Below are 22,984 nucleotides of genomic sequence, written 5' to 3'. Positions count from 1 at the left end.
CCATGCAATTACGGACCAATAAAATTCAGCCTATTTATGAACGTTTCCTCGTTTCAAGTTGAAGCATTTAAAGAGACAGCCATTTTTTTAATATTTGTCAAACGCCATTCGTCGCATACGAAGACCTGCTCCTGGTGCGATGTGTCGAAGAGCAGATCTTTATTCATTACTTTATTAGCTAGGAGAGGTGAACTAGTCCGGAATAAGCAAACGTGAATGCATCAATTGTACCTGATACGGTGAACTGAGCGAAAGCAAATAGTAAATAGTTAATTCGCGGGTGTGTTCATTCCATTCTGTAAACCGGTTTAGCAGGAATGCGCCATAAGACCAGCCATCATGCTCGGGCTTGGTGGGGTCTTGCTGTGGCGGAACGTCCGGATGAATGCGATCATGGCCTATTTTGTGCATGTACTTGCCATACGCTTGTTCTCGCAGGGGATTAAAAATTTCAATCTCCTCCGACCAGTCAAAAAGTGTGGTTCCGAATCGGGCTACCGTCGGCAGTTGAAACTTATCGGGGGTGCTTAAATCATCTACGGCGTTGGAGTAGAGCAAAATCCACCGCTGGGGGCCTTCCAGCCAGGCTGCCGACAGGTGGGTGTACGTGTTGGCACGTGATAAAAGTAAAGCAGCCCCATCCGCCTCGCTCGACCATGGCTCTGTTTCATTACCGGTGAAATACAGTATGTCCTGTAGTTGAGGAGCACTGGGCGTCTTCAGCGGCATCCAGGCCAGCCGAATACCGGGCGTTGCCGAAAAACCAAAGCCAAACATAATCAGACCGAGTGGATGAGGACTCGCAGGAAGACCCGGATGGGCGGCCGTTTGTATGACACAGGGGGCCACCCAGGAGAAAAGATCCGGTTGTTGCGTCCAGACCAGGCCAGCGCATTTCGTGCAAAATCGCCAACCACCCTGATTATGAACATCTTCTCCCGGGTTATGGGGTAGTACGAAATTAAAGCCAATGGCTTGGTGTCCTTTGCCATCTTTCGAGCAGGTACCCTTGAAACCACTGTCGCCGTCCCAAAACATGCCGCTACACTTCCCACAAAAACGCCAATTCCGCTGATTCTGCGCATTGTCACCTACGTCATGGGGCAGCACAAAATTAAAGCCAACGGCCTCGTGGCTGTTCCCGCTGGGGCATACCCCCTTATTCGTTTGGTCACCGTTCCAAAACAGACCGGCACACTTTTTACAGAAGCGCCAATGCTGCTGGTTTTGCCCATCTTCATTTACATCATGTGCCAGGGCAAAATTAAAGCCAATGGCTTCGTGTCCTCGGCCATCGGAGGAACAGGTACCTTTAAAGCGACCATCACCATCCCAAAACAAGCCACCACACTTTCGACAAAAGCGCCAGTTTAGTTGGCGATGGGTATCTTCAATAAAGCTACTATGAGGCAGAACCAAGCTAACACCCGTTGGTTCATGGGTATCTCCTCCGGGACATAAACCCTTCTGCCGGGGGTCGCCATTCCAGAATAATGTCGCGCACTTTCGGCACCGATGCCAGTTGGCCTGGTTTTGGGTATCGTCCTTATCAGAGTGCGTTAATACGTAATTGAACCCAACCGCTTCGTGGCTCCCTCCTCGGGAGCATACACCCTTGCTGGTTTCATCTCCATCCCAGAACATCGTGGCGCATTTTGCGCAGAACCGCCAGCTGCCCTGCTGCGTTGGGCCAACCGGTATGTCATGAGGTACAATGAATTTGAAGCCTAGTGGCTGGTGGCTTTCCAGAGTGCTGCGACGTTCATCCGTTGGACACCACCCTATTCGTGGACTGAAAAGAAATTCTTTGTGGTATGGGCCCGGTAAGTCAGGACGTGCTTTACTGACCAAGTAAGCACCTACGACCGGATCGCCAAAGCGCGGGGGTTCATTGGTGTACTTTGAATCAGCAATGCCGGCAAAAACGTACACTTTACCCGCGTAGCTGAATGCCCCGTTTGGTACTTCAAGGCTAAGGGTCTGTCCAACTGGCGGGTCGGCACTGAAGGGATCGAACAAGCCCGAATTGTTTAGCACCCCATGTAGATGAAAGCCACCGCCCGGAGCACCTGTACAGAGGCCCTTGTTCGCATCACCATCCCAAAATAGCCCCCGACAATACCCGCAAAATCGCCAATTCGGCTGCCCGGCTACGGCAGCCGTTCCAAAAGGAATAACGAACCGAAAGCCAATGGCGTCATGCGCCCCTCCTGTTGGACAAGCCCCCTTGTTTGCCTCCCCATTCCAGAATAATCCGGCGCATTTCCCGCAGAAGCGCCATTCTGGTTGCCCGGGCACTGAAGTGGGCTCGAAAGGCAGCACGAATCGTAGACCAATGGCTGCGTGCGCTCCTCCTTTTGAACAAACGCCTTTAAAGTGTGCATCACCGTCCCAGAAAAGCGTACCGCATTTTCCGCAAAAACGCCAGTCTGGCTGCCCGCGTACCGAGGTCGGTTCAAAGGGAAGCGTGAAATTCAAGCCCAGGGCAAGGTGACCTCCATGCTCGAGTACTTTTGTTTCATCGGTCCAGGCCACCAGGTCTGCATTCTGTTGGTTAGGACTGTTCTGCGTTTTCGTAGTATCGCCGAAAAAGATATAAAGTCGGCCATCGGAGTGCTCCGTATTCGCACCCAGATCAGCCCCCTGAGCGCCCCAACGCCCGGTATCATTGAGTAGGGGGAATTGTTGGGCATCCACCAGCAAGGGCCATTTTGGATGTTGGGTATCGACATCAGTGCTTCCCGTAAGTTGCCCAACTCTAATTGTACGAAGAACTTGTATCCGTGCCATAGAAACCTTCTGCCAAATTTTTGTTCAAAATCGATTTGTCATCATCCCTGGTCTTCGTCTAAGCGATTCTGTCGGCAGACAGGTAATCAGCGGGTCCTGTCCGGGCAACTCAAAAAGTCGCTGATAAACGTCATTCAGGGTTACTCTTACCCTCAATGCCTAGGTAGCAATGACTTCCCGCATGCCGCCCCCCCAGCCGTTTCCTACTTTTACCCCGTTGGTCCAGGCGGCCTCACCCGTGAGAAAACCATGATGACGCCAGAGCCATAGGTCACCGCCATTAGCCGCCGTGCGCCCATAGACATACCCATTCCCAACCGCCCAGATTTTATCGTAACCCTGCCAGCCGCTGCCCACCCGCACGGGACCGTGCCAGATGGGATACCCCTGATCGTAGCCGTAATGGCGGTACCAAAGCAGGGAGCCGTCAGGCTGCGTGCCGTAGAGACACCCGTCAGGCCCGGCCGTTAAGGCAATAAATCCGTTCCAGCCGGTACCAACCTGGAAAGGACCTTGCCAGCGAGCGCTGCCATCCCGCCGACCCAGATGTCGATACCACAGCAGTCGGCCATCCGTGGCGACGGCATAGATGACGCCCCCATCACCCGCAAAAACCCGGGCGAACGATGCCCAGCCGGTTCCCACTTCTTTTGCTCCCTGCCATGGAAGCTGCCCCTGGTTGCGGCCATCATGGAAGTACCACAGCAGTTTGCCATCCGTAGTAATCGCGTAGATCACACCGTCGCCCCCACCAAAGACTGTCTTAAAACCGCCCCAGCCACTTCCCACGGCTTTTGGACCTTCCCATTCGCGCGCCAGCCGGGCTCGACCGGTATTTCGGTACCAGTTAAGCATGCCTTCCGGGGTGATGGTGTACAGATTCTGCGAAAGCCGCCCTTCCACTGGCCAATCCTTACCACCCCAGGAGGTGACTCCTCCCAATAGACCGTCTTCGCGCGTGTGGATCAACAATTGAAAATACTGATTACGGTTGTCGCCCCCGAAATCAATATGCGTGTCGATACGGTGGGCCGTTGCGCCGGGGTCAATCCAGGTCCGGCGCGTAACAGCGTCTGCCGCTTGTACGTACGCTGGATCGACGCCGATGCGTAATGTACCCCGCCAGCCATCGTGTACGGTGTCCCAGATGCCAATTGACTCACTCCGGTCAAAGCCGGAACCGGCTCCCACGGCCGTCCCCCGCGATAGGACGACCCCAAAAGGCGTGTTGTTCCACCAGGCTCGCCCCCCGGCCCGGTAGGGGTCTCGGGTGTGCAGGTATACCTCAAAAGGCTGACCGCCAATGGCGCAATGCAGCCCGCGTCCTTCGTCGACGAAGTGGCCCACCACATCCAGCACCCGCCCATCTTCGGCGTACCAGGTCCCCAGGCTAATCCGGCTGTTGGCGTCCGGAAGCCGACCATTGCCTCGAATGTCGATGAACCGTCGGATCATAAGGCTTCCGCGCCAGCCATCGTGGTCCGTTTCCCAGCGGCCCACCCACATGGCTGCCCATTGCGTCTGAACGGGCTGCACGTCGGTGATGAAATACATGGAGCCATACTGGATGGTAAATTGTGGATCGTTGGTATAATTCATCGTAGCGAAGCCCGGTAGACCCTGCGAGTTTTTGATATCGAAAGTCTGGGCATTGTCGTCGTATCCGTGAATTAACAGCACGTGGCCTCCTCCATTAATTCGATCGAAAACATCCACGACGACATCATACCCATCGGCTAGTGTCTGGCGAATGTCATCGTTGGTAAAGTTGGTTTTTTTGCCAAACGTCTTGACGCGGTACTGAGCAAACCATCGCCCCATCAGGGGAATATTGCGCAGATCGAATTCAAACCAGTCGGCCTGTTCCCGGGTACCGCCCCCCGTCCCCGAGAGAGCCCGTCCGGTACCCGGAATGGAATTTGCCAGATTCTGGAGAGGCCCCTGGTCAATGTAAGGTACATGAACAGAAAGGGGTACGGCCCAGTAAGCGAGGTGATGAACAATATCCGCGCTGCCCTGAAAACCCACCAGCGAATGGATGCCCGGTCCGCCCACGTGATTTTCGTGAGCTTTGGAGAGATGAAACAGATACTGCTCGGAAAGATCAACGTGCACGCCAATGCGGGCATAAGCGGCTTCCAGCGCAGCAATTCCGGCGAATGCCCAGCAGGTACCCCGGGCGCCCTGACTCACGTTAAGGGTAGTTTGCCACTGGCGGTGCGAAACGCGCCTTGACAAGGCAGCAGGGGCAATTTTTACTGTTACCGTGGGGCCGGAGAGTTGCGAGATCCGTTCGAGTCGGGGCAAGAACGTAGCGAGTGGCTCAACCAAAATGTGTGGTTCAGCCGAAACAGGAACTGAATCCAAAGTTGAAAAGCGCTGCGGTGCCTCGGGAGGTACGTCGAGAGAAACAGGCAGGGGTACTTGTAAATCGACTGAAAGGCCAGATACTGAAGTAGTTTCCACAGGAGTTTTTTAGTTATCGCTGCCCTAAACGTACCAAGAAAAAAAGAATATAGTATGTATATAGGATATGTCGTTTTAATGTTTTGAGTAAGCGGTCAATCAGCGAAATTGCTTACGACTTGGGCTTTAAATACCCTTGCATTTTACAAGAGCATAAAAAAAAGCGACCGGTACAACCCCAGTAGACTAGCGATCCTTAAAGTAAGGAAACAGACATAGAGTCAATTTGGCCTTTTACCTGTTATGCGCTATTCAGAACAATTAACGTTAGGCTGTCCAGTCTTCTTAAACGCCCCATTTATGGAACAAGCACATAAACGTTTTTGATTTTATCTAGAAGTATTCTCCGAATTTCAACTTCCTACCCTCGAATTACGCAAGCCTGGAGTTTTTTAAGAAGCTGATCCATATATGTGGTTTTACATAATATGTAAGTTTATATTTGATAATGTAAAAAGAAAGCTGTATCTTTAATCTGTAGTCAAACAGACATTAATGGTCATTATTACCAAAACCATTCTCAACGAGTTTGGCCTTCATCATACCGGAGCGGCTGCGGCTCTCAACGATTGGTATGCTATTGTGAAGGCCGCTGACTGGAAATCGCTGGCCGATGTCAAGCAAACTTTCAACTCGGTCGATTATGTGGGCAATGACCACTATGTCTTTAACATCAAAGGCAATCATTACCGATTGGTAGCGATGATTTTCTTTGACAAACGAACCGTATTCATCCGCTTTGTGGGCACCCATGCTCAGTATGACAAAATACCAGACTGCTCAACTATTTAATCACTTTCATCCATGCAACAGCCAACCACTTACGCCGACTATCAGCAACTGATGGCTCAGATTGAAATCCTGCTTCAAAAAGCGACAGCGGGAGGGGGCTTTGCTGTGTTGAGCCCCGATGAAGCCACGGAGCTTGCTCAGCTCTCGGAATGGGCCGAAGCTTATGAAGATAGTATTCCCCTGATGCCCATAAAAGTGCCGCAGTCAATTGCGGAAATGATCGAGTTCAAGATGTATGAAAAGAAGATGAAACAGCGCGAGATGGCTCAACTTTTGGAAGTGCCCGAAACTCGTTTATCCGAGATCCTACGGGGCAAGCGCCGGGTCAACCTGGCCATGGCCAAGACTTTACGCACCAAATTGAAGATCGATGCTGACTTTATTTTGGAACACGCCTAAGATTAAAACATCTCACTTTTTGGAGCATTATTTGAGACTAGCCAATACCAAAGTAGATTCCTAAGTTACTTTATTTGTGTTGAATCGATCAGCCTGACCACTAGAACGATTTGCCCTTCACTCAGCTGGTGCTCCAATAAAATAAAACAAACGGTAAATTCTAGACGATAAATCAATGACCCATTTCCATTTCGTGCCTAAGCCGAGAAGTGCTGGTTTTGAAACCTATCTTTGGTCAAACCTTAAAAACTATGCTGTCAAAATACCTTTGGATGACCGGCTCATTGATCATCGCTACCTTAGGCAGTATCCACTTGTATTTAACTTTTTTTACCACTGCGTTTTGGTCCAGAAATGAGCAGATGATTCAGCAGATGAAAGTCTCATCGCCTTTACTAAACCCGGCCATTAATATGTGGAAGGCATGGATTGGGTTTAATGCCAGTCACAGTAGCGGGCTGTTATTTATTGGATTGCTTAATTTCTATTTAGCCCTTCGCTACTTCGGCTATCTTCAAACCGACCCCTTCTTTTTCTTTTTAACAATCCTCACGGTTGGATTTTATAGTTGGTTAGCCAAGACGTATTGGTTTACTATTCCCTTTGTAGGTGTATCGATGGCCCTAATTTGCTATTTGATTTCTTTCGTTTTAGCCCTGGTAAACGATTAAGTTTTTGGTATTGATGCATCTGTCCAGGCTTTCTATTAGTAGAAGGATTTGAAAAGATCAACTAGCGATCTGACTATTTTCAGCCTTTGGCTACTATCGTGCCGATTACTCAACAGACTGCGATCCAACCGTATTGCCTTGGCTGGGGTCACATAGAAAGACGAACGAACCCCTTGATCAATGAAAACCAGTGTGTTGAGCTTGTTGCTACTAATCACTTTTGGCATCATCAGTTGTCACAAAACAGACCCGGTTGATCCCCAGGCCTATCCCCTGAAAGATTATACGCTGGATTTACAACAAGCCAAGCGGTGGTTACCGGGTAAGTGGAAGCTGATTAAGGTATCCGCGATGATTCCTAACCCCTCCATACCGAATGTGGAACTGATTATCGACGAGAACTGGATCCGCCTGATACAAGACGGTATTCAGACCGACCAGGTTGATTATACCCTCGTAAAGACTGATTTTGGGCTACTGATTAAAACCAATGCCCAACCCAGAGAAGATAACTGGTATGTGCGTGATCCTGGCTTGCTGATTAATCAGACCCGAATGTATTTAGATCTAGGCCGGGCTCAGGACTTACCCGCCTATGAATTCAGTAAAGTACTCTAGTTAAGTTGGTTTGAGCTTGGTTGCGCTTACTCGTCAAATGCTCCAATCAGGAGACAGAGAATTGAATACTCCTTCGTCTTACTTAGGGGAGCGTTTTTGTGAGACGACTGCTATTCAGACATGGGCAATTTTTAATTCTCACCAACCTTATATCTATGCCAAAAACCACGGTTTCTCCTTGAGATCAAAGGTAAATGAGCTATACAGACAAATTAATTGAGCCGTGGAAGAAACCTTTTCCGGGTGGTGAGCGGTGATCTTTGTGGCATGAAAAACAGCACAAAAATTCAACTGGGTCAACATGGCCCCGCCGTATCTAAAATTGGTTTGGGCTGCATGCGGATGTCTTCGATTTGGGGCGGTTCCACCCCGGACGAAACAGAAAGTATCGCTACGATCCAGGAAGCCCTGGATAAGGGGATTAATTTTTTGAATACCGGCGACTTTTATGGCGCCGGTCATAACGAGATACTGATTGGCAAAGCCATTAAAGGACGGCGAGACGATGCCTTCATCAGCGTAAAATTCGGTGCCATCTTCCATAACGGACAGTGGCTGGGAATGGATCTGCGTCCCATCGCGATCAAGAACTTTGTCAACTACTCGCTGACCCGGTTGGGTATTGACACTATCGACCTCTACCAGCCCAGCCGCATGGATGATAGCGTGCCCCTGGAAGATATCATTGGAACGGTCGCCGACCTGATTCAAGAAGGTAAAGTGCGTTACATTGGTGTATCGGAAATAACGGCGAACCAACTTCGTCAGGCTAATCGCGTTCATCCTATTAGCGCACTGGAGATCGGCTATTCGCTGGCCGACCGCCAAATAGAGCGCGAACTGCTGCCCACAGCCAGGGAATTAGGCATCGGCGTGGTGGCCTTCGCCAATACGGCGGAGGGTCTTTTGACCGGTGAGCTGAAAGCACCGCTGGCCGAAACCGATTACCGGAACCATTTCTCTCGTTTCCAAGGTGAAAACTTACGGAAGAACCTGGAAAAAGTCGACATTCTAATGCAGTTGGCTCGCTTTAAAGGGTGCACACCCACACAGCTTGCCATCGCCTGGGTCAAGGAGCAAGGTGACGACATTATGCCGCTGGTCAGCATGAGTCGTCGGTCGCGTTTGCCGGAAAATATGGCAGCGATGAACATTGTATTTACGGCGGAAGAAATGAACCAATTAAGCACGACCTTTGCGCCGGGTAGCCTACTTGGTGGCACCTATTTACAACGGTAAATGACTAATCCAGCTGAAATTCTTCCGGGCGTCATCTTCTATTCCTACAGTTCGGCTGAGCGGAAAGAAAAAGTATGTTTCTGGAATCATCATACCTTGATCGGTCAGGTTTCAGGACAGTTTACCCTGGAAACCGCCGGTCAAACCATCTCCATGAGCGGCGGAGAAATACTGTTAGTTGGAAAACATCAGCTGGGGACACTCACCAAAACACCGGTACCCGGCGGGGTTTATGAAACCGTTGTCATATCCCTGCAGGAAGAGCTGCTGCGCCAGATCGCCCTAGAAGAAAGACTGGAGGCAAACCAGAAATTCATGGGGCTACCCAATAGGCTGATTCCGGCTAACGAATTCCTGCAGGGGTATTTTCAATCGATTATCCCCTATGCTCATAGCGGGGGGGAAGCAATGACAGCGGAAATGGGTATCCTAAAAGTAAAGGAAGGGGTCAAACTGTTAGTTCTTGCGCTGCCTGGGCTTCGTAACTTACTGTTCGACTTTTCGGCTCCTCACAAGATCGACCTGGAGAAGTTCATGCTTACTAACTTTCACTACAACGTTCCCATTGAAAAGTTTGCTCAGCTTACTGGCCGGAGCCTGGCGGCCTTCAAACGTGATTTCGGAAAAGCGTTCGGGGCTTCACCTCGTCAATGGCTTCAGGACAAACGGCTACTTGAAGCGAAGCACCTGCTGGAAGCCAAACAGCAAAAACCCTCATCTATTTACTTAGATTTAGGGTTTGAAAGCCTGTCACACTTCTCGTATTCCTTCAAGAAAAAATTTGGTATGGCGCCCACTTCACTGAATGCTACTAATTCGTTGAAGTGATTACCTTGTTTTTTTAAACGTTCAATTAACGTACTTGCTCAATGACCGTATCTACGTCTCAAGTAAGAGCAAATTGTGAGACAGTTATTTTTAATCTCTGGCCAAGCCAATCAGCCGCATACGGCTCAACCTGTCGTCCATAAAACGCCCCTAGTAACTGTCTAACCTAGATGAAAGTCCTTCTGGCGGGCTTACTGGGGCTCGCACATACGACTCAGGAGTGGGACTCAATGCACCCAGTCGTTCCATTCCCTCAAATCCTGCCAAATAGGCTGTTCAATCTCGCTATCTTGAGCACCGATTCGTACTTCGTTGCCAGACCCCTTACAAACCCATGAAAATTGCTAGTAGTGCACTCCTATTTATCTTCCTCGGTATGGCCAATTGGGCCCCAGGGCAATCACCCGCCAAAGCCCCCAGCCAAGAGCAGGAAACGATGGCCCGACTGCTGGACTACTCCAGGCCAGGCCCTCCGCATGCCATCCTGGCCAGTCTGGTTGGAAGCTGGACTTTTCAAGACAAGAACCTGCCGTTTGTAAAAGGAACTCTGGTCCGAACAGCCATCTTTGAAGGGCGCTTCTTTCAGGTAGCCATTACCGGGGGCCAACTGCCGATTCCCATTGCGGATGGCAAAACCAAGCTGGCCACCTATCAGGGCTTAGAGATTGAGGGGTATGATAATGTGAGCAAACGCTATGTGACCACGGCCATCAACAACCACATCGGTAGCGATGCGGCTCAACAAATGGGCCAGTATGACGCCCAAAGCAAAGTTTTCACCTACGAGTGGGAACAGGAATTAGTCCCGGGTTTAAAGCAAAAACACCGGAAAATAGTGCATCTGATTGACCCCAATCAGTATAGGGAGGAGTATTATGAGGATCAAAACGGTAGTCTGAAAAAGACCAGAGAATTGATCTATAGCAAAACCATGGCCAAATGAGGAGTTGGGCGCATGATCACAGCCCACTGCACCTCTTTCAACAAGACTTTGCCTACCTACCGATTGATAAGCTATATAAAGGAGCATTTAATGAGATGAAGTGACCTGTGGCTACTAATGCAGGAATCCATCCTCTATCAGGTGAAGTCATGACGTTGACAGTATATACTGACGGTTGCCCATTCAGCCGCGAGCCAACTAAGAAACGCCGCTTAGACGTAGGTTTTCCCTGCGCGCAGCTCGTTGACAGCAACGGAGTGTTAGACAGCCTATCGGTAGGATTTCCCAGTCACCTACTAGGGATTGCGAAGCAGCTGGTGATCGCTGAAGCGAGGCCCAGACTGCACGCTCCACCCGGCACCGACCGTCACCGTCCAACCCTCGCCACGGAGGGTGGTGCCGTCAATGTGAATCGGTCCCGCCAACACCCGCTTGCCGTCCTCGCTGATCAGCACGCCCTTCGTTGCCTCCAATGTGCCCCACTCAGCTTTGGTACGATATGGCAAGACAAACACCGTCCCTACCCCAGGAATGGGCGTGGCGCCGACCGCGTTAAACGTAGTGCCACCGCCTGACGGAACTATAAGCACAGGACCATCAACAAAGCGGTTCCGCAGTTCGAGTTGGCGGGTTCGTCGCTGCTCAATGCGCGCCTGCTCGGCCGAGCGAATTTCCGGGCCACTGTAACGCACCGAAGCTTCGACCGCGTCAGGAGTCGGGCTGATAGCCAGAGCCCCCATCAGCATCTGCCCCAGATCGGAGTCGCTACGCACATTGCGTCGCCAATCTGCCGATGCCTCATCCAGAAGAACCGCATACGCCGTACCGGCAGCATAGGCTTGTTGCAGAAATGTCTCGTGCCCATCAGCCGCAGCTAAATGGTCAATCGTGCTGGCGATTGCATCGGCCCGCGAGTCGGCGGTGACGACGATGCCGGTGTATTGGGCGAGACCCTCCCGGATTTCTTCGACGCGCTCGTTCTGGGCAGCATTGGCAAACAGCGAACGCCGTTTTAATCGGAAAGCGGCAGCATCACTTAGTGTGTGCTTGCGGCCCTCACCCGATTGAGCCAGTGCCCGCGACAGGGCGCGCCACTCAAGCCGCAACCAGATTCGTCCTTCAAACGTATCCAGATGGGCGTTCTGTCCCGACAGGGGCATCAGTCCCAGGTCCGGTTGGATGCGGTGAAACAACTCGTGCAACATAAACTCGCGCCGTACACGCGCATTCGGCAGAGCAGTCGTGAACTCCCACGTATAGGTGACCCAACGTGTATGGCCCCACTCAACCGGTGCATTGGTAAACCCAAAAACTTTGGGCCAGTCGTCGGCCGGACGCGGTTGACTGGTCGCGACGGTCCGTGTCCGGGCATCGGCGAACACCATTGGGCCACACAAGGATACTCCCCATAACCGTCCGCTGTCGCGCTGACAGATAACAGTGGCCTCCCTGAAATAGCTGTCGGCACGTTGCTGGTCGACCTGAGCGGCTGCAGGATCGACTACGCACAGCGACAACAGTAGTAGGCCGATCCAGGTTGGCCAGGTGATAAAATGTGTGTTCATCGTAGCTTAACGTAAAAAGGTAAAACTGACCGAATATACCGTTTTACGATTCCGCTTAAGTGGCCAGGTTGCCATCGAAATAATAATGGAATTTGCCAGGTAGAGCACAAGAATAATCGGAAGTATGATAAAGGGAGAAAGTACAAACCGGGAGTGGCTGAAGAGACTGAATACCCAGATAGAGAGAAAGCCGTTGGTGATGAAACACCAGTTAATCTGAAAGTTACTAATGCGCCTGCCCAGCTCATAACTGACTTGAATTCTATCACGATTTATGACCCAAAAGATAAGCGAAAGAAATAGATTGCCCAGCGGTTTGACCCAGAAGGAAAGTGTGGCTAAGTTCATTAGCTGTAGAAAATCAGGGTCGGTTGCTTTGGTAAAATCCAGTAATTCTTCCAGGGGTGTCTCTAAGGCTTGGGCGATCAAGCGGAGCGTGTTACCGCGCGGTTCAGTTTGTCCGGCTTCGATTCGTTGCAGGGTTCTCAGATTGATTGACGACTGATCGGCGAGTGCTTCTTGGGTATTGCCTTTGCTTTTTCGGAGCGACTCAATATTTTCGGCTAACCATCCCTTGCTCATGGTCGGGCTGTTTTTAAGCCAAATGTAGTTTGAAACCGCACGGTAGCTGCCGGTTTTAGGCTAACATTTCTACGGTATTTTTGTCCTAGGAAAAGCATTGGCGTTGGATTTGCCCAACGGTACGATGATCCTGAGCAATCTCAGCTTTAAACTGGCTGCATTGATCTAGTTGGAAAATGCTTGAAAGAGTATTATCCGTCTAATTAAACGCCCAAATTAAGAAGAGAGCAACTGAATGAACGCATAGTCGGCTCGCCTAGGAGCGTTTGCTGTGAAAAGTATTGCCGCCCTGTCCTCAGCAATCGCTGCCTTTTCTACTTATTAAAGGCCTACTGATCTACTTTGACGGCATGATAATAATGGTTTCCTCCTTCATCGTCGAATTCCTCGACGATGAAGAGCATAGACGCTGCTAATAACGTTTTATACTGCTCAGCTCCTAGCGAGAGAGCCTCCTGTTCCGTCAGCACATCGGTCCACTTGACGGCTTGTGAGGGGGCGGTAAACAACAGCTTGCCACCAGTCGATAGGGCAGCCGCTACTTTTTGTAGCACAAGTACCTGTACTTCCCTAGGTAAGAGAAACAACAGCCCCCAGGCGATCGCGGCATCAAATTGGCGGTTGAAAAATAAAGAATCTTCTACGGCTTCGCAGGCAGCAGGCGAAGAGGGGAAATTGAGTTGGAACGTTTGGATCATTGTTGGGGAGGCATCAATACCATACACTTGCATGCCTTCCTCTCGCAGTATTCGAGTAATTGGCATCCCTGATCCGCAGCCCAAGTCGAGCACCGTAGCGTTTGGGGGCAATGTTTGGGCCCAATACCGAACCGATGCCTGGCCGATGGCTAGTGCGCGCCTGGTGCTAAAGCGAGCCACTATGGCTTCATAGCCGTTTGATTTATCCATTGCCTTCCTATCAAGAATAGCGGAGAGCATTTGAATTTAAATTGCTAGTACCCCTTTAGCGAGAAACCGAGCGATTTATGCGACGATTGTTTTTAACAACTGTCAACCCTAAATCGTAGCATACGAACCAACAAACACTATTTTACTGGCAAAGTGATTTGTAAAATTGCAAACCCGGCAATCTTGCTTTTATCCCCTTTTCAATGAACCCGAATAAGGCGGAGTGAATCAGTTTTTGGCCGACCAATACCAAAATAACCCCGCAAATGGAATTTAAGAGGGTTGAGGCATTTCATACGTATTACACCCACTCTTGATAATACTGCTCACTCCTGGCAAAAAAATACTCATTTATTATTCAATTAAGCCTATTTAATTGATAGGGAACTAAGTATATCCTATCAAGCCGGGTCATCCGGCACTAAACTTAACTAAGATACGCTTATGAGTAACACAGACTCAACGCCCCGCAGAACCTTTTTTAAAAAGTCAGTAACAGGTGGTCTTGCCCTTAGTGGTGGTATGTCTCTCCTGGGTTCGTTGCTAACCTCGCTTACAAGCGAAGCAGCCATTCTGGTAGATGATTCGCCTACGGCAGCCTCGGAAAAGGAATTTCGGTAGAAGGTTCTCGGGCCTGCCGAGTTGTCACTGGCAACTAGTCAGATTGCCGTGAGCAAAGCCGCCAACAAGTACGCCAAGGAGTTTGCTGGTTTTGAGTTGGAAGAAGCCAAGGCCGTTACGTCTGTACTTAAAGATCTGGGTACCCCCGTACCAGCCATGAACGCCAAGGCCCAGGCAACGCTGACTAAAATCAAAACGGCCACCGGTGCTGCCTTCGACAAAGCGTATATCCAGGCCCAACTCGAAAACCACGAATTCTTACGGGATCTGGCCCAGAATTATTTGAAGAATTCAATGGGCAAAACTAGCTCTGCCGAAAGTCAGACGCGGCATTTAGCGACTCTGGCCCTGGCCGTGTTTAAGGAACATGTTGCGCTAACCAAACAGATTTTGGATCAGCAGCTAAAGGGTTGATCTGGCGAGGACTAGTTGACAAAAAAGACTGACTTTTCGCCTGAGAAGGCCGGGTCAGTCTTTTTTGTAGCCTCGGATTTCTCTCTCGTCGTCCGAGATTACCACCTGGCGCTGCGAAGTGCCAGAAACAGGCCCGCCACCACAACGGCGACACCTACACCAATCAGTACGTTGTTTGGGGGCTTCACCTCCACTGGGGCCTCAGTCCGCTCCGGTTGAGCCTGATACGTTCCGTCGGTCACGTCCAGAATCAGTTGTATTGCTTCTTCAGGAACGTCGAGTTGGGGAAAGTGACCCGAGTTGGCGAACCAGTGCAGTTGCGCATCGGGGAACAAACTTAGTGCGAGCTTCGACTGACCGGGCAGACAAACCAGGTCCCGGCGTCCCCAGCCAATAACTAACGGCTGTTGAATGAGACCCGCCGGGGCACCCTGCTGTTTTTCGCCATGGGCCAGATTGTCCAATAGTTCGTTGAATGCGGGCGTGGGCACAAACGTTCGCAATTCCTGTAGCGCTACCGGAGCGGGGATTTTCCAGGGAGCCGCCGAAAACTGAGCGAACAGCAAGGTCCGGCCAACGGGGTTGCCGGTCAGAAAAGGCAGTGCGGGTTGTAATGTGCCGACGAGCTGGGCTGATAACCGCACGGAGTGGTAAAAGAACGGAATTTCCCAGCCCTGCCAGAAACCACCCGGGTCGAGCGACACGACGGCACCCAGCACCCCGCCCCGCCGGGCTAGTTCGATCACTAACCGCGCGCCCATCGAACTGCCGACGGCGTCGATGCCCGTCAGATTATTATTGGCCAGAAAATCGGTCACGGCGTCGGCAAGGGTACGAATGGAGGTCTCGCCTGTCAGGGGTGGTGTGGCTCCGAAGCCGGGTAAATCTACCGCGATAACGTCGCGTTTGGTGGCCAGGCCGTCGATGATCAGATCCCACGACCGGTGGCTACTACCAATCCCGTGAACTAAGAGTAGGGGTGTGCCGGTGCCTCGCCGGACGTAGTGCATTGTCATGGGTCGTTTCGGTTTAATGGATCGTACTGTCAGGTGACAGACCCGCTGACTCAACTCCGATCAGGACGCGTTGGTTTTAAAAAGTGATTCCGGCTCAGGTGTGATGGGCGGACGATTTTGCAACTCGTCCATATTTATACGTAGGTCTATACTGCAAAACGGGGCCAATATGAAAATATGGAGTTAGAAAACTCAATATTCGACACAGCTTAGCTTACTTTAATTGTTTAACCAAGTTATCTGCCTTGAAATGGAACAAAATAAGCTGTATTCAGCGTGTTAATCCATCAGTAGAGTAAAAGACCGTTTTCTTTACTGACTATTAAAACCAGCCTTTAATAGGGATACAGGAATGCTCTTTTTTCTCAAGAATGAGCATTTATTGAGAATAGGCTTGGAGTATTAGTTTCGCATAATATCCACCATTTGGAGGTGTTGATCTGTTTGTAATACGGCTTAATATTTGTACTATTCCCAGTCAAGTTGCATATGGATTCTTATGTTAATGAACTATTCTAAGATAAACCACCGCATAAGAGCCCTGAAAAGAAGCTGAATTGTAACTTGGAAAGGGAAGGCAAGGGACGGTTATTATGTTAATGGAATATCGGTAGATCGAACCCGCAGACTACGAGTAAAGAAGCGCTATAAATAGCTTAGGGGTTAATATTATGTTTACTTATACAACAGTAGCAACAGTTTCAGTTATTTATTCAAAATGTCTTCACTAACTAGCGAAATCATTATGAAACTTAAAGTTTTGCTTCTCTTGCTGACGCATCTTGCCCTAACGGTATCAGGGCAGGAAAAGCAATCGTGTCTTGTACAAGGGCACATTAAGGAGATTGGTAATCGGCCCATTTGTTTTATTTATCAACAAGACAAAAAGAAGCACACGGATACTGTTTTCGCTGTTAATGGTTACTTCACTTATGAGGCTCGTCCATCTATCGACAGTACTATTACCTTCTCAATTGGTACTCGCTTACCAATTTATTTCTGGTACGAACCAGGTATTATTAGAATCAATGGAGAGTTCGACAATCCTAGAGCGATTTCGATAGAAGGAACACCTGAAAACGAAATTCTAAATCAGTTTCGACAGCAAATAGATTTGATTTATCCAACTCGTATTGACGTATCACCAGTAATTGTACCAAATCCTGAACGCGAACGAGCCATTGCTAGCTTTATTAAAACCCACCCCAATTATCGAACCAGTGCCTCCTTATTGTCTATGCTCCTTATGTTCAATCCTGACCAATTCGATAGGTACAAGGTTTTGTATGAAGGACTAGGAAAAGAAATTCGGAATAGTCGACAAGGGAAAGAATTACTCTCTCTATTATCTAAGTTTTAGGTTTTAAAAGTAGGCTCTTGCGCTTTCTACATTAACTCGGACAACGCAGGCAATTATGTATTTTTTGTAGACCTATCCCGAGACTTCCCTCCCCTTTAATTCTTGTTTTATTCTATTTACATAATCATAGGTATAAAACGAGTCTGGGAAATGTACAAATATCTAACCCTCAGTTAGTTTGTACATTTCCCAGACTCGTTTTATAACTCACATTATGTTATATGATCTTTTTCAGAACTGCATTGAGGTGAAAGAACTGGCTTGTCCTGAATTTATCTAACAAATCCCATCATAATGAAAATGCATAAGTAATAAAATTATTACTCCGTGAGCGTCAAAGGTAATAATTTTATTACCTTTGACGCTCACGAACTTTATATACTTATGAAAGCTTCAGACCTGATTCAAATGCTTACCGCTGCTGGCTGGCATGAAGTTCGCCAGCAAGGCCAACATCGTATCTTTAGCCATACTGCTCGGCCTAATCTAATCTCAGTCCCTGATCTAGGAGAGCAAAGCTTAAAGTTAGGCTTGCTCAATGATATCCTTAGAGAAGCGGGATTTGTAGGACGAGTAAAAAAAGCACCCCGTCTGATACAGTGGCTAGTTTCTTTAATCAAAAGGGGTTAACCCGCTAATAAGCTATAGTTGTGGTAGAGACTTCCAAAACACTGTCTATTGTCATCGAGTGGATGGATGGTGGTTTTGGTGCTTACGTCAAAGCACCAGGCTTTCTGTTTACTACTGAGGGGGATTCAGTAAGACAAGTAACTGACAATTTGCGCGATTTAATCGCGGACTATCTTAACCACGAAGGTAATCAGATGCCGCAGTGGCAAGGGCTAGAGGTAACTGATGTTGAGTTCAATTGTGTTTACGACCTGAGAGCCTTCTTTGAACATTTTAACGAGCTGAAAATATCGGCGATTGCTACGAAAGCCGGACTTAATCCAAACTTAGTTCAACAGTACGTTTCAGGCAATAAAAAGGCTTCTGAGAGTCAAGCTAAGAAATTGGAGAAGGCAATCCATGAACTAGCGAACGAGTTAAAACAAGTCGCTTTGATGTAGTTGAATGTCCCTTGTTGTATAAGTGGCTTTATGTTAGTCTAGGTCAGATAATCTTAGAAAATTCGTCTTCAACATTGGCTAATACTTCACAGTCACAGTAGCCACCGTATTGAGCCAGCCAAGCCTTTGTTTGATCAACTGGCAGATGCCTTTCTAACAAAAAAGCTTCAGTTAGCGTCAGCGAATCATCACAATCTTCCTCTTGTAACAAAGAATCCAAGTAGTCAAATAAATCTTTCAGATCTGCTTTAGAAATAGGCATCTGTGCACTCTTAGCTTCTTGCTCCTTGTTCTTGAACCCCTGCAAAAGCTGCTTTCTCTTTTGCTTATCTTCTTTTGAGGCCATTTTATTGTTGTATAAGTGGCATTATGTAAACTAATAGCAATTAACAAGCGAAGAACAATCTAATCTCCTTTATAGAGTATAGTTAAATTTTCAGCAAAAGGAGGTTGAATTATATCTATATCCCAAGCTGGATTCACTAAAGGAAAGTTGGCTTTTACACCTTTTACCAAGCTCTCCCAACCTTCTGTTTCTTCTAAAGCGACTACAGATCTATTTTCGCCATAGTCGATTTGTAAGCAAATCGAATCATAGGTTAGCTTATCCACTTTGAAGGCTACTAGACTTTTTACTTCGCCCCATTCGATTCGTGTCTCTTGCTTTCTAACTGATATAGTCAATCCGCCATTGTCCACTTGACAAATCTTATCTGGATAGGCTATTGATCCATTTTTCATGTTATATAATCTACATTATGATTAGTACTACACAATGTAATACAAAAATAGAATCTGTCATACACCCTGTATGACAGATTAGTAGCTTACTGGTAAACCACAAAAAAACTCAATAAATGAGCGTTTTTGTGCGACGCATATTTTTGAATACCTGTCAAGTGAGGTCGCACCGCGGGGCCGTCCGTCGGTGCGATCCCATTGACAGACATTAAGACAAGTGGTCCAGTTAAACCCCCGCTGATAACGGGTCTGTTGATAAGCCTGGAGTAGAAAATCGTTTTGGCTATTGTCTCCCTCAAAAACCAAACCCACCTATAGGTATCCACTTATTAACTACCTCAAAGAGCTTACCATCTTGGGAATTGTTACGTTTACGCAAACTTATATTGCTCGACGATTCGTGTTCCAATGAAAGCTACCCTCACTTACCTCGTCCTACTCCTATCCGTTGCCTGTTCGTCACCCAACCAGGGAAGGGCAACCCAAAGCCCTGATTCCAGCAAGGCAGATTCAGCATCAGTCGCTAAAGCCAAGTCCTCGCCTGTTACAGAACCCCTGAAGATTCCGCTATTCAATGATGTGGCCAGGACCCAAAAAAAACTTGCTACAATTAGCAGGGGGGGCATAAGAAACTGGCATTACGATGGGTTAGGCTGGTCGGCTTCAAGTCTTTACGAGTTTGGTTCCCCTGGCATTGGCCAGCTCCGCAATACCCTCACTTTGTATCTTGAATCGTCGAGGCAAACTGAGGTGCAGACCCTGAAAGTAAAGGTTAGTATACCAAATATGAACCAAAGATCGAGAGCCCTTACCCAGTATGCATCAACGGTAGAGAAGGCATTCAAGGCTATAGGAGAACCCATACCGGATGACCTGACGACGGCGTTGAGGCGGGGCAAACCCTGTGCAAAAGAGACGCCAACGATGTCAATCGAGAATAGGCTCGAAGAGGGCCAGTACAATTCGTGGGTATTGATTGTTTCTTCGTATTAACAGGGCCATTCACGGGTCAGTATGCTACGGATAGCGTTGGACAAATAGTAAAACCAGCGTTTTAGTGGGACAGACAGTGACTTTTATTATTTATCCAACACAATCAGCCGCATAGACTTTTAGTTCGAAATTTTCCTAGGGTCTAATTTTGGCTCCCTGATGGCTAAGCCTGTACTATGAACAAGTTTGGGTAGACATCTCAGATTAAGGGTTAAATTTGTATTATAGCCTCAATAAGTTGACAAATTTGATTAGTGTATCTAATCATCTGGATGGCTAATTTCGTCTAACCATGGCCATGTCTACCTTTTCTAAATTTTGCTTATTGGTGTTTCTGTTATTCATTTCTTGTACTCAGAAAGAAAAACCCAAATACACCATTGGCTTTTCGCAATGTTTGATGAGTGACAATTGGCGAAAAGACATGTATCAGGGTATGAAGCGGGAGCTCTCATTTTACCCTGATATCTCAATGGAGATGAAGGTAGCGAATGGTGATTCCAAAAAACAAAATGAACAGATACAGGAGTTTGTAACGCAGAAAGTCGATTTATTAATTGTGTCGCCTAATGAGAAAGATGCCAATACGTCTTCGATCAACCAGGCGTATCTGTCTGGCATACCCGTCATTATTTTAGATCGACGCATTTCTTCCACCAAGTATACCGCTTTCGTAGGGGCCGAGAATTACCTGGTCGGCCAAAACGCGGGTATATACGCGAATACACTGCTCAAAGGACATGGAACCGTACTGGAGATCAGTGCGGCCCCGAATACGTCTCCCTCCATTGATCGTCATCTGGGCTTTGTCCAGGCCTTAAAGCAGTATCCGGCCATCACCTATGCTGGTATTATCTGGCAAAACGACCAACTTGATCAAATCTTACCCGCCTATTTAAAAGCACACCCTCAAATCGATGTAATCTACGCGCACTATGATCGCTTAGCCTTAATTGTGTCAACAATCTGCCAATCGTTAAGCCTGAGAAAGAAATTTAAAATTATTGGTGTTGATGGCCTAGCAGGTAAAAATGAAGGACTTGATTTAGTAAAAAAAGGGTTGATCGACGCGACAATCTTATACCCGACCGGTGGTGAAGAAGCCATCAAGAACGCCGTCAGCATCTTAACCAAAAAGCCTTTCAAGCGAGAGAACAAACTTTTTACGACGGTTATCAACCCGGATAATGTGGAGATAATGTTGGCCCAGTACCAAAAAATAAGGGAACAGCAGCAGTCGATCGAGAGACAGACTTACAAATTACTGGATCTGAGTCGGATTTATTCTTCACAAAAAAAAGCAGTTGGTGTACTCCTGGCCTTATTAACCCTTGTCGTCATTTTTGGAGCCGTACTTTTATCCCTGTTGCGTGAAAAACAGCAGTCCAATAAGGTGCTGGCCCAACAAAAAGAGGAAATTGAACGAATATCGGCGCAGGCTAGGCAGGCTACCGAAGATAAGATGCGCTTTTATTCCTATATCTCTCATGAATTCAAAACGCCACTCAGCCTGATTCTAACCCCGGCGGATGATTTACTCAATCGAAAAACCTATGATGGTAAAGAAGGGAAACGAGTGCTGGAGCTTATTCGAAAAAATGCCAATCGCCTGTTGAAACTCGTTGATCAGGTTCTGGATTTACGGCGAATTGATGCCGGGAAGATAGAGTTGCTTACCGCTACCCACGATCTGGTAAAATTCATTCAGGAAATTGTGAATGACTTTTCGTTTACAGCCCGAAAAAACCAGATCGATCTACAGTTTATCCATCAATTGCCTGAACTCCCCTACACCTTCGATGCCGAAAAACTCGATAAAGTACTTTTTAACCTGCTCTCCAATGCCTTTAAGTACACCGCCCCCGGCGGCCTGATCCATGTGTCTTTGACGCGCTCAGCCGACAGAATAAAACTGATCATAACCGATAATGGTGTTGGCATGGATGCTATCGACAAAGCCCATGCCTTTGATTTATACTACCGAGGCAATCAATCCGCTTCCTTAGGATCCGGGTTAGGCCTGGCCTTATCCCAGGAGTTTGTTGTGCTCCATCAGGGTGAAATAACGTTAACATCAGAACCGGGGAAAGGCACCACGTTCACAATTACCTTACCCTACAGCCCGCCACAGGATCCAATACAGCTAACATCCGCTCCGGTGTTTGATCATAGTGTGGAGACAGAGAAAGACACTCGGGTCGTTGACGCAGCGTCGAGTGCCGATCAGTCGATGGTGATCATTGAAGACAATAGCGAGTTATTGACTTTTTTACAAAGCCGGTTCGCCGGAAGCTACCGTATTCTACCCGCCGAAACCGCCGAAAAAGGGTGGGAGCTTATTTTGCAGAATATTCCGGACATCATTTTAAGTGATGTCACCCTACCCGGTCAGAGTGGAATCTGGTTGACGCAGCGGGTAAAAGAGGATTTCCGGACGTCGCATATTCCCGTGATTTTGATAACGGCCAAGGGAGGGTTGGAAAATCAGCTGGAAGGTACTGAAGCCGGTGCCGATGCCTACATCCCCAAGCCGTTCAACCAGCAGTTGCTGGAAGTAAAGGTCAGGAATCTGCTTGGCAATCGGGATCGTATGAGAAGGCGGTTTTCCAATGAAATCACTAACCCACAGCAAGTACAGTCGAAGGAGCGAAAATTTTTACTCGACTTTGAATTATTACTCGAAAAACACATCAACAGTAATCAGTTATCGGTCGAAAACCTGAGCCGTGAACTGGGGATGTCAAGAGTACAACTTTACCGGAAAATTACGGCGCTGACCAACAAAAATGTAAACGATTATATCGCTGACTACCGGATTAAGAAGGCCAAACAACTCCTGGGTGACCAAACAAAGAATATCTCCGAAATCGCCTATGCGTTAGGATTTAAAGACCCCGCTTACTTTGCAACCTTCTTTCGGCAGAAAGTGGGTCAAACTCCTTCGGAGTGGCGAAATTCATAATGTATC

The 22,984-nt window shown here is 48.2% G+C and carries 22 protein-coding genes; 14 read left to right on the top strand and 8 right to left on the bottom strand.

The genetic code is table 11. The annotated features are described in order from the left end of the window. Positions 1 to 192: 192 nt before the first annotated feature. Together ACYVK4_RS11560 and ACYVK4_RS11555 are read right to left on the bottom strand one after the other, a co-directional pair. Positions 193 to 2,790 (bottom strand): hypothetical protein, encoded by a 2,598-nt coding sequence (locus ACYVK4_RS11560; protein ID WP_461127665.1) that lies wholly within the window; start codon positions 2,788 to 2,790, stop codon positions 193 to 195. A gap of 159 nt (positions 2,791 to 2,949) precedes the next feature. After that, the gene (locus ACYVK4_RS11555; RefSeq protein ID WP_461127664.1) at positions 2,950 to 5,157 is read right to left on the bottom strand and encodes a tachylectin-related carbohydrate-binding protein; all 2,208 of its coding nucleotides are present in this window, start codon (positions 5,155 to 5,157) and stop codon (positions 2,950 to 2,952) included. A 594-nt stretch (positions 5,158 to 5,751) separates the two neighbouring features. Between ACYVK4_RS11555 and ACYVK4_RS11550 the strand changes: the two genes are divergently transcribed. From ACYVK4_RS11550 to ACYVK4_RS11520, 7 genes are all read left to right on the top strand, one after another. Beyond that, positions 5,752 to 6,048 carry a type II toxin-antitoxin system HigB family toxin gene (locus ACYVK4_RS11550; protein ID WP_461127663.1) on the top strand — a complete coding sequence of 99 codons (297 nt, stop codon included), beginning with the start codon at positions 5,752 to 5,754 and terminating at the stop codon, positions 6,046 to 6,048. Positions 6,049 to 6,060: 12 nt separating this feature from the next. Then, on the top strand, positions 6,061 to 6,447 hold the full coding sequence (locus tag ACYVK4_RS11545; protein ID WP_461127662.1) for a helix-turn-helix domain-containing protein: 387 nt from the start codon (positions 6,061 to 6,063) through the stop codon (positions 6,445 to 6,447). Positions 6,448 to 6,665: 218 nt separating this feature from the next. After that, positions 6,666 to 7,118, top strand: coding sequence for an LIC_13387 family protein (locus tag ACYVK4_RS11540; protein WP_461127661.1), 453 nt, complete (start codon positions 6,666 to 6,668; stop codon positions 7,116 to 7,118). 180 nt (positions 7,119 to 7,298) lie between these two features. Next, positions 7,299 to 7,736 carry a hypothetical protein gene (locus ACYVK4_RS11535; RefSeq protein WP_461127660.1) on the top strand — a complete coding sequence of 146 codons (438 nt, stop codon included), beginning with the start codon at positions 7,299 to 7,301 and terminating at the stop codon, positions 7,734 to 7,736. Between the two features lie 216 nt (positions 7,737 to 7,952). Next, a complete protein-coding gene (locus ACYVK4_RS11530) occupies positions 7,953 to 8,975 on the top strand; it encodes an aldo/keto reductase (RefSeq protein ID WP_461127659.1) in 1,023 nt (340 codons plus the stop codon). Next, entirely contained in the window at positions 8,976 to 9,803 is an 828-nt protein-coding gene (locus ACYVK4_RS11525; RefSeq protein WP_461127658.1) for a helix-turn-helix domain-containing protein, read from the top strand. A gap of 334 nt (positions 9,804 to 10,137) precedes the next feature. Beyond that, positions 10,138 to 10,746: a DUF1579 family protein gene (locus ACYVK4_RS11520; RefSeq protein WP_461127657.1), complete on the top strand. Its 609-nt coding sequence runs from the start codon at positions 10,138 to 10,140 to the stop codon at positions 10,744 to 10,746. A 296-nt stretch (positions 10,747 to 11,042) separates the two neighbouring features. Here the strand turns inward: ACYVK4_RS11520 and ACYVK4_RS11515 are convergent, their stop codons facing one another. The 3 genes from ACYVK4_RS11515 to ACYVK4_RS11505 all read right to left on the bottom strand — a co-directional run bounded on the left by ACYVK4_RS11515 (position 11,043) and on the right by ACYVK4_RS11505 (position 13,831). Next, positions 11,043 to 12,311 carry a hypothetical protein gene (locus tag ACYVK4_RS11515; protein ID WP_461127656.1) on the bottom strand — a complete coding sequence of 423 codons (1,269 nt, stop codon included), beginning with the start codon at positions 12,309 to 12,311 and terminating at the stop codon, positions 11,043 to 11,045. Between the two features lie 6 nt (positions 12,312 to 12,317). Continuing rightward, complete coding sequence (locus ACYVK4_RS11510; protein WP_461127655.1) at positions 12,318 to 12,893, bottom strand: helix-turn-helix domain-containing protein; 576 nt, start codon at positions 12,891 to 12,893, stop codon at positions 12,318 to 12,320. Positions 12,894 to 13,222: 329 nt separating this feature from the next. Beyond that, positions 13,223 to 13,831 carry a class I SAM-dependent methyltransferase gene (locus ACYVK4_RS11505; protein ID WP_461127654.1) on the bottom strand — a complete coding sequence of 203 codons (609 nt, stop codon included), beginning with the start codon at positions 13,829 to 13,831 and terminating at the stop codon, positions 13,223 to 13,225. A gap of 414 nt (positions 13,832 to 14,245) precedes the next feature. Here ACYVK4_RS11505 and ACYVK4_RS11500 point away from each other — a divergent pair, with 414 nt between their 5' ends. Next, positions 14,246 to 14,422: a hypothetical protein gene (locus tag ACYVK4_RS11500; protein WP_461127653.1), complete on the top strand. Its 177-nt coding sequence runs from the start codon at positions 14,246 to 14,248 to the stop codon at positions 14,420 to 14,422. Positions 14,423 to 14,443: 21 nt separating this feature from the next. Then, positions 14,444 to 14,836, top strand: a complete 393-nt coding sequence (locus ACYVK4_RS11495; protein ID WP_461127652.1) for a DUF4142 domain-containing protein — start codon at positions 14,444 to 14,446, stop codon at positions 14,834 to 14,836. A 98-nt stretch (positions 14,837 to 14,934) separates the two neighbouring features. Here the strand turns inward: ACYVK4_RS11495 and ACYVK4_RS11490 are convergent, their stop codons facing one another. Next, a complete protein-coding gene (locus ACYVK4_RS11490) occupies positions 14,935 to 15,852 on the bottom strand; it encodes an alpha/beta fold hydrolase (protein WP_461127651.1) in 918 nt (305 codons plus the stop codon). Between the two features lie 745 nt (positions 15,853 to 16,597). Between ACYVK4_RS11490 and ACYVK4_RS11485 the strand changes: the two genes are divergently transcribed. The 3 genes from ACYVK4_RS11485 to ACYVK4_RS11475 all read left to right on the top strand — a co-directional run bounded on the left by ACYVK4_RS11485 (position 16,598) and on the right by ACYVK4_RS11475 (position 18,282). Then, positions 16,598 to 17,212, top strand: a complete 615-nt coding sequence (locus ACYVK4_RS11485; protein WP_461127650.1) for a DUF4369 domain-containing protein — start codon at positions 16,598 to 16,600, stop codon at positions 17,210 to 17,212. A gap of 384 nt (positions 17,213 to 17,596) precedes the next feature. Beyond that, complete coding sequence (locus tag ACYVK4_RS11480) at positions 17,597 to 17,842, top strand: type II toxin-antitoxin system HicA family toxin (protein WP_461127649.1); 246 nt, start codon at positions 17,597 to 17,599, stop codon at positions 17,840 to 17,842. A 20-nt stretch (positions 17,843 to 17,862) separates the two neighbouring features. Beyond that, complete coding sequence (locus ACYVK4_RS11475) at positions 17,863 to 18,282, top strand: hypothetical protein (RefSeq protein WP_461127648.1); 420 nt, start codon at positions 17,863 to 17,865, stop codon at positions 18,280 to 18,282. Between the two features lie 43 nt (positions 18,283 to 18,325). On the opposite strand, the gene ACYVK4_RS11470 is transcribed toward ACYVK4_RS11475, so the two are convergent. Together ACYVK4_RS11470 and ACYVK4_RS11465 are read right to left on the bottom strand one after the other, a co-directional pair. Further along, positions 18,326 to 18,628 carry a DUF2695 domain-containing protein gene (locus tag ACYVK4_RS11470; protein ID WP_461127647.1) on the bottom strand — a complete coding sequence of 101 codons (303 nt, stop codon included), beginning with the start codon at positions 18,626 to 18,628 and terminating at the stop codon, positions 18,326 to 18,328. A gap of 59 nt (positions 18,629 to 18,687) precedes the next feature. After that, positions 18,688 to 19,023, bottom strand: a complete 336-nt coding sequence (locus ACYVK4_RS11465) for a hypothetical protein (protein WP_461127646.1) — start codon at positions 19,021 to 19,023, stop codon at positions 18,688 to 18,690. A 408-nt stretch (positions 19,024 to 19,431) separates the two neighbouring features. Between ACYVK4_RS11465 and ACYVK4_RS11460 the strand changes: the two genes are divergently transcribed. Together ACYVK4_RS11460 and ACYVK4_RS11455 are read left to right on the top strand one after the other, a co-directional pair. Further along, the gene (locus ACYVK4_RS11460) at positions 19,432 to 20,016 is read left to right on the top strand and encodes a hypothetical protein (RefSeq protein ID WP_461127645.1); all 585 of its coding nucleotides are present in this window, start codon (positions 19,432 to 19,434) and stop codon (positions 20,014 to 20,016) included. Between the two features lie 292 nt (positions 20,017 to 20,308). Then, positions 20,309 to 22,978: a substrate-binding domain-containing protein gene (locus ACYVK4_RS11455; RefSeq protein WP_461127644.1), complete on the top strand. Its 2,670-nt coding sequence runs from the start codon at positions 20,309 to 20,311 to the stop codon at positions 22,976 to 22,978. Positions 22,979 to 22,984: the final 6 nt, after the last annotated feature.

The sequence above is a fragment of the Spirosoma aerophilum genome (genome assembly GCF_054782495.1).
Note: the sequence above shows the minus strand (reverse complement) of the source record. Positions and strands in the feature narration are given on the sequence as shown.

What these genes read in the sequence shown, in the direction of transcription:
- ACYVK4_RS11560 (WP_461127665.1), bottom strand. Translation starts at nt 2,790, where the DNA reads ATGGCACGGATACAAGTTCTTCGTACAATTAGAGTTGGGCAACTTACG.
- ACYVK4_RS11550 (WP_461127663.1), top strand. Translation starts at nt 5,752, where the DNA reads ATGGTCATTATTACCAAAACCATTCTCAACGAGTTTGGCCTTCATCAT.
- ACYVK4_RS11545 (WP_461127662.1), top strand. Translation starts at nt 6,061, where the DNA reads ATGCAACAGCCAACCACTTACGCCGACTATCAGCAACTGATGGCTCAG.
- ACYVK4_RS11535 (WP_461127660.1), top strand. Translation starts at nt 7,299, where the DNA reads ATGAAAACCAGTGTGTTGAGCTTGTTGCTACTAATCACTTTTGGCATC.
- ACYVK4_RS11525 (WP_461127658.1), top strand. Translation starts at nt 8,976, where the DNA reads ATGACTAATCCAGCTGAAATTCTTCCGGGCGTCATCTTCTATTCCTAC.
- ACYVK4_RS11520 (WP_461127657.1), top strand. Translation starts at nt 10,138, where the DNA reads ATGAAAATTGCTAGTAGTGCACTCCTATTTATCTTCCTCGGTATGGCC.
- ACYVK4_RS11515 (WP_461127656.1), bottom strand. Translation starts at nt 12,311, where the DNA reads ATGAACACACATTTTATCACCTGGCCAACCTGGATCGGCCTACTACTG.
- ACYVK4_RS11510 (WP_461127655.1), bottom strand. Translation starts at nt 12,893, where the DNA reads ATGAGCAAGGGATGGTTAGCCGAAAATATTGAGTCGCTCCGAAAAAGC.
- ACYVK4_RS11505 (WP_461127654.1), bottom strand. Translation starts at nt 13,831, where the DNA reads ATGCTCTCCGCTATTCTTGATAGGAAGGCAATGGATAAATCAAACGGC.
- ACYVK4_RS11500 (WP_461127653.1), top strand. Translation starts at nt 14,246, where the DNA reads ATGAGTAACACAGACTCAACGCCCCGCAGAACCTTTTTTAAAAAGTCA.
- ACYVK4_RS11490 (WP_461127651.1), bottom strand. Translation starts at nt 15,852, where the DNA reads ATGACAATGCACTACGTCCGGCGAGGCACCGGCACACCCCTACTCTTA.
- ACYVK4_RS11485 (WP_461127650.1), top strand. Translation starts at nt 16,598, where the DNA reads ATGAAACTTAAAGTTTTGCTTCTCTTGCTGACGCATCTTGCCCTAACG.
- ACYVK4_RS11480 (WP_461127649.1), top strand. Translation starts at nt 17,597, where the DNA reads ATGAAAGCTTCAGACCTGATTCAAATGCTTACCGCTGCTGGCTGGCAT.
- ACYVK4_RS11470 (WP_461127647.1), bottom strand. Translation starts at nt 18,628, where the DNA reads ATGGCCTCAAAAGAAGATAAGCAAAAGAGAAAGCAGCTTTTGCAGGGG.
- ACYVK4_RS11465 (WP_461127646.1), bottom strand. Translation starts at nt 19,023, where the DNA reads ATGAAAAATGGATCAATAGCCTATCCAGATAAGATTTGTCAAGTGGAC.
- ACYVK4_RS11460 (WP_461127645.1), top strand. Translation starts at nt 19,432, where the DNA reads ATGAAAGCTACCCTCACTTACCTCGTCCTACTCCTATCCGTTGCCTGT.
- ACYVK4_RS11455 (WP_461127644.1), top strand. Translation starts at nt 20,309, where the DNA reads ATGGCCATGTCTACCTTTTCTAAATTTTGCTTATTGGTGTTTCTGTTA.